Origin of the sequence: Kitasatospora sp. NPDC087861 (assembly GCF_044742585.1) — a bacterium.
In the GTDB taxonomy this organism is placed as follows: Bacteria; Actinomycetota; Actinomycetes; order Streptomycetales; family Streptomycetaceae; genus Kitasatospora.
Map to the genome: position 1 here is coordinate 1 of NZ_JBIUUS010000087.1, position 4,853 is coordinate 4,853.

Annotated in this window: 7 protein-coding genes; all 7 read right to left on the reverse strand. The window is 72.2% G+C overall.

Annotated elements, in window-relative coordinates; translation table 11 throughout:
- Positions 1–99: 99 nt before the first annotated feature.
- The 7 genes from ACIOJE_RS41000 to ACIOJE_RS41030 all read right to left on the reverse strand — a co-directional run bounded on the left by ACIOJE_RS41000 (position 100) and on the right by ACIOJE_RS41030 (position 4,663).
- Positions 100–909 (reverse strand): hypothetical protein, encoded by an 810-nt coding sequence (locus tag ACIOJE_RS41000; protein ID WP_280686321.1) that lies wholly within the window; start codon positions 907–909, stop codon positions 100–102.
- Between the two features lie 75 nt (positions 910–984).
- Positions 985–1,482 (reverse strand): hypothetical protein, encoded by a 498-nt coding sequence (locus ACIOJE_RS41005; RefSeq protein ID WP_280686322.1) that lies wholly within the window; start codon positions 1,480–1,482, stop codon positions 985–987.
- 203 nt (positions 1,483–1,685) lie between these two features.
- Positions 1,686–1,949, reverse strand: coding sequence for a hypothetical protein (locus ACIOJE_RS41010; protein ID WP_280686323.1), 264 nt, complete (start codon positions 1,947–1,949; stop codon positions 1,686–1,688).
- Positions 1,950–2,523: 574 nt separating this feature from the next.
- Positions 2,524–2,832: a hypothetical protein gene (locus tag ACIOJE_RS41015; RefSeq protein WP_400783765.1), complete on the reverse strand. Its 309-nt coding sequence runs from the start codon at positions 2,830–2,832 to the stop codon at positions 2,524–2,526.
- Between the two features lie 381 nt (positions 2,833–3,213).
- Positions 3,214–3,621 carry a hypothetical protein gene (locus tag ACIOJE_RS41020; protein WP_280685815.1) on the reverse strand — a complete coding sequence of 136 codons (408 nt, stop codon included), beginning with the start codon at positions 3,619–3,621 and terminating at the stop codon, positions 3,214–3,216.
- A 74-nt stretch (positions 3,622–3,695) separates the two neighbouring features.
- Positions 3,696–4,115, reverse strand: coding sequence for a hypothetical protein (locus ACIOJE_RS41025; protein ID WP_280685814.1), 420 nt, complete (start codon positions 4,113–4,115; stop codon positions 3,696–3,698).
- 92 nt (positions 4,116–4,207) lie between these two features.
- On the reverse strand, positions 4,208–4,663 hold the full coding sequence (locus ACIOJE_RS41030; protein WP_280685813.1) for a hypothetical protein: 456 nt from the start codon (positions 4,661–4,663) through the stop codon (positions 4,208–4,210).
- Positions 4,664–4,853: the final 190 nt, after the last annotated feature.

Consider the following 4,853-nt stretch of genomic DNA (forward strand, 5'->3'; position numbering starts at 1 on the left):
CACCTGACCGGACGGATGGCTCTTGCTCTCGCCGGAGAACCACTGGCTCTCAAGCAGACCGGAGTCGTGGCTCTCGTTCACCCCGATAAAAACAGGTCGTCAGCCGTTGGCCTCTCCGAGCAGCATCAGGGCCAGGTCGGTGCCCGCGTGGACGGTCAGCGTGGCGATGCGGCTGCGGTCGCCTCCGCGTGTGTGCGGGCCGATGACGACGGTGGCGTAGGCGGCGTGTGCGGTGGTGGGCTCGGACGCGAGGACCGTGGTCCCGTTGTCGCGCTCGAGGTCGAGGAGGAGCTGGTGGGGGCGAGAGGCGATCAGGCGGCGGGCCGCTCGGTTGGCCACCCGGGTGCGGGGCAGCGGGGCGTGCTGGCCGGTGGGGCGTCCCAGGGTGCGCATCAGGACGTGCTCGGCTCGCGGGAGCGGGACGTCCTCGAAGGTGAGCGTGGCGCCCGGTGCTGGCGCCCGGGTGGCGGTGGTGAGAAGGGTGCCGTCGGTGAGCGTGCTGGTGGCCAGGCGTCGTCCGGGGGCCGGCTCGGAGCGGCGCACGGGCCGAATCAGGGTGCGGGGCAGATGGGCGGCGAGCTCGTCGTGGTCGGCGGTGCGGGTGGCGCTGTGGTCGAGGGCGGCCAGCTGCTGGGCGGCGGCGCTCCACGCGAGGGAGCGGGGGTGAGCGGGGAGGCAGCGGATCGTGTGGGGTTGGGCGCCGTCGGGCCAGGCCGCCAGGGTGACGTAGCCTCCGGGCCTGTCGGCGAGGAGGAGGGTGCGCTCGCCGTCGGTGATGCTGACGACGGCGCTGCGGTGCAGGGCGATGTGTGGCTCATGCCGGACGGTCCAGATCCTGTCGTGACGGGTCGGCAGCCGCAGGGCGGTCGCCCACGCGACGTCGGCGAGTTCGATGGCGGGTGTGGTCATGCTGGGTTCTCCGTATCGCTGGTGTGGTGTGTTTCGGGCCGGGGGCGGCGCGGCCGGCGCCGCCCCGGGTGTGCGTCAGGAGCGCGCGGTGGCCTGCTTGACGGCCAGCGCGCGGGCGGCGGCGGCCGGGCAGGGGCCGAGCAGGCGCCGCAGGTGGGTCGTCAGGCCGTGGCTGTCGTCGATCCGCCGGGCCTGCTCGATCGCGGCCAGGACGTCGGCGGCGTCTGCGGCGGTGACGGGGTGGGCGACCCAGCAGTGGCACTCTGCGGGGGCCTGGGCGGCCAGCTGGGCGAGCTTGGCCTGGCGCTGCTCTTGGGGCAGGCAGCCCTTGTGGCGGCCGACCGGTCGTGCACGTCGCAGGTGGGAGTAGAAGCGCGTGCCCTCCCATCCGCAGAGCAGGCAGCGGACGCGCCAGTGCGTGTCGGATCCGGGGTAGCCGCTGAGCGGCGCCCAGGCCTGCGCGGTGATGCGGGCGAGCGCCTCGACGGCGGAGTGGAGGTTGCGCGGGGTCGGGCTGAGGTTCTCGGCGAGGAAGAAAACGGTGGGGGGAGGCACGGTGACGGTCGTGGTCAAGGTTGTCCCTTCGTCGGGGTCGGTGTGATTCGGGGAGGGGGCGCCGCAGCCAGCGCCGCCCCCCTTTGGCGGGGCGGTGGTCGGTGGGCCGGGCCCGCCGACCGGTTCACCGGTCGGCGGGCCCGGCCGCGCGGTAGCGACACGCGGCCGGTCGTCTGGGTGGAGCGTGCGACCGGGTGTCAGGTCTCGCCCGGCATGGGGGTTCAGGAGGTCAGGACGCGAGCCAGTTCCTCCGGCGTCGCCCGGACAACGCTGGCGTATGCCTGCTCCAACGGGTCCTCGGCGGTGGCCGAGACTCCCCACACGCCGGTGTAGACGAAGGTGGGGCTGTCCTCGACGACGAAGAAGCAGTGCCGGATGTATTGGACTACCTCGGCGTCCGTCAGCTCGGGCCAGCTCGCCCGCTGGTCGGCGGCGACTGCCGTGACCGCTTTGGCGAGTTCGGCGTGGCGGGGCGTTGTGGTCATGGGAGCAGGTTCCTCCGGTGGTGGAGTGTGTTTGAGGTTCCGTGGGTGGTGCGGATGTCACAGCCCGGCGGCGGCGGTCGGTGGGCCGGGTGGTCCGCCCTGGGGCGGGCGGTCGGCCAGGCGCGGCGGGCGTAGGCGTCGAGGGCGGCGGTTGCCGTCTCGACGCTCTCCTTGGTGGGTGTAGTGCGTTTCGGGCGGGGGCGGCACGGCCAGCGCCGCCCCCGGATCGGTGCGGGGTTACCAACCGGGCGGGACCTGCTCCTCGTGCGGCGAGGGGCCTCCGGCTCACGGGTGTAGAACTCGGCCTCGGCGTTGATGCGGTCGAGGTCGCAGGCCGCGCCCTCGTCGGGGCCGCATTCGTCGCAGGGTCCGGCGGTCTTCCGGCCGCCAGCCCGGGTGCACTCTGGCGGGCGGTACGGGCATGCGCGCCTCCTGCTCCGTCCGGGACGGGCCGGGTGCCGTGCGGGCAGCCGGTCGCCGACAGCCCGTGATGGTCAGCCACTTCCGATGCCGTCGGCGCGCACGGCCGCCGGGGTCCGGGGCGGCGCGGTCAGCGCCGCCCCGGGAAGGTTTGTCAGCCCATCGGGTAGAGGACGAACACGCGGACAGCGCTGTCCGGGATCTTCCCGGTCAGGAGCTTGAGCTCCGGGTCGTTGTCCAGCTCCTCCGGAAGCGGGTACGCCTCGCCGCACCAGCCGTACAGGTCGTCGTACATCGCGTCGCCGATGCCCCAGGCGGGGGAGAAGCAGTTGCCCTCGGCGTCGCCAGAGAGCACGACCCGCCGGTCGGCAGGCAGCTTCCGAAGGATGGCGCGAAGTTCGCCCACGGTCATGGGGCCGGGGTTCTCATCGGGGGCAGCGGCGATCGCGGTGACGGTGGTCATGTGTCCTCCAGGGGAGTTGGTCGGTGTGGTGTGTTCCGGGATCCGGGGCGGCGCGGCCAGCGCCGCCCCGGCGGGTTGGTTGCGGTCAGACGCGGGGCTTGTTGTCCGGGTATCACCACCCCTTTCAACAAGGAAAACAATACCAGATTTAGCCCGAAAAGCAAGCCCTGGAGGGCCTACGACCAGGCATCATCTGGCAAGCGGCGCCGGGCGGGACAACCGGCGCGCCTCCTGCTGGTTCGCGGGCTTCCGGCGGTCAACTACGCCCACGCCCGAGGCAGGCGCGGGGCGCCGGCTGCCGCCGTGCCCGGCGGCGCGTACGGGCCGCAGCCGGTCCGGGCGCCGCGCCGGATCGGCCCGGCGGGGCGCCCGGACGGGCGGTCAGCGGCGCGTACGGGTCGCGCGCTTGAGCTGGCGCTGGTGACGCCGGTGGACGGCCTGAGCGAGGATCCAGCCGACGGTGGCGCCGAGGTGCCAGCGGAACAGCACGACCTTGTTCTCCAGGTACAGGCTGATGGCCTCGGCGGGGGTGTCGCAGTCGTGGTCGACGGTGTACCTCGCCGTAAGGATGCTTCCGTCAGTCAGCTCGATCTCCACGATGGCGGTGGTGATCGGGTCGCCGGTGAGGCGGTGCTCGTGGGCGATGCGGACCGGCGGGGCGTCGAAGAGGTTGCCCAGGTGCCAGGCGAAGTCGCGCGCGATCTCGTGGGCGGTGAGCGGGACGTCGGTCGTCACAGAGACCTTCGCTGCGGTGCTGGTCGCGTAGGCGAATCCGAGGGTGGGGTTCATGGGTCCTCCTCCTGGTGGGGTGCGTTTCGGGACCTGGGGCGGCGCGGCCAGCGCCGCCCCAGGGTGGTGCTTGGTCAGTCCGTGGCGCGGACCTCGTGCACGGGCTCCTCCTCGCCCGGCAGGACCCAGAGCGGGAGCGGGGTGAAGTCGGTCGGCGGAGCGAGCTTGGCGACGGCCACGGCGACCATGTCGGCGTCGACGTCGCGGGGCAACAGGCGGGCGACGGCGGCGGTGTCCTTGAGCACCGACCACAGGTCGTAGAGCGCCTTTTGGCGGAGCTGTAGGGCGTCACGCCATGCCGCGCGCGTGCTGCCGACCAGGTGGTTGGCCTCCATGGCCCGGATGATCAGCGCGGGGTCGACGTCCGGCTCGGCCTCCTCGTACTGCCGGGCCGCTTCCAGCATCTCGGCGCGCACCGCCCGGTAGGCCGCCACCCCGATCTTCTTCGCCTCGGCCCGCTGTTCGGGGGTAAGCTGGTCGGTCGTCTCGTTCATCGCTGGGCCTTTCCGGCGTGGTTCGGTGGTGTGTTTCGGGTGAGGCCGGGGGCGGCGCGGCCAGCACCGCCCCCGGGTGTCGCTCTGGGGTCTTACGCCTTGGGGAGGGTGAGGCGGGTTCCGAACTCCGTCGGGGCGGCCAGTCCGTTCCGAATGGCGGCGAACGTCAGGGCCTCGGCGAACTCCTCGATCATGGGCTTGACCAGGGCGTGCCGGGTGCCAAACAGACGGCGGGTGTGGATGCGGCCGTCCGGGCCGGTCTTGGCGTCCACGGTCCAGCCCTGCTCCTTCACCAGCCGGGACAGGTGCAGGATCGTGGGCCGCTGGCCCTGAAGCTCGGTGATGGTGGCCTGTGCGTAGAGGCCGAGGCGCACACCGTCCGGGCCGACCTCCTCGCAGCGCTCCATCACCTGGATGGTCAGCTCGTAGCTGCGGGCGCGGCACCCGGCCTCGGGGTAGGTGGTGACGCGGACCGCGCTGGGCTTGAACACCGGGGCCGCCGCCTTCTTGACGGAGCGACGACGACGGGCCTTGGTGAAGGTGGTCATGATGGTTGCCTTTCGGGTTGGTTGGTGTGTTCCGGGCCTCCGGGGCGGTTGCCGACCGCATCTCCGGGGCTTGTCGTCCGGGGGGCTCCCGCCCCCCCCTTCCGACAAAGACAACAATACCAGAATTAGCCAGGAAAGCAAGACCTGAAAGGGCCCTGACCAGCACTTTTCACCCGAATGACAAGATCAT

Bases quoted from the DNA above. Each gene is read 5' to 3' on its own strand.
- ACIOJE_RS41000 (WP_280686321.1), bottom strand. From the start codon at position 909: ATGACCACACCCGCCATCGAACTCGCCGACGTCGCGTGGGCGACCGCC.
- ACIOJE_RS41010 (WP_280686323.1), bottom strand. From the start codon at position 1,949: ATGACCACAACGCCCCGCCACGCCGAACTCGCCAAAGCGGTCACGGCA.
- ACIOJE_RS41015 (WP_400783765.1), bottom strand. From the start codon at position 2,832: ATGACCACCGTCACCGCGATCGCCGCTGCCCCCGATGAGAACCCCGGC.
- ACIOJE_RS41020 (WP_280685815.1), bottom strand. From the start codon at position 3,621: ATGAACCCCACCCTCGGATTCGCCTACGCGACCAGCACCGCAGCGAAG.
- ACIOJE_RS41025 (WP_280685814.1), bottom strand. From the start codon at position 4,115: ATGAACGAGACGACCGACCAGCTTACCCCCGAACAGCGGGCCGAGGCG.
- ACIOJE_RS41030 (WP_280685813.1), bottom strand. From the start codon at position 4,663: ATGACCACCTTCACCAAGGCCCGTCGTCGTCGCTCCGTCAAGAAGGCG.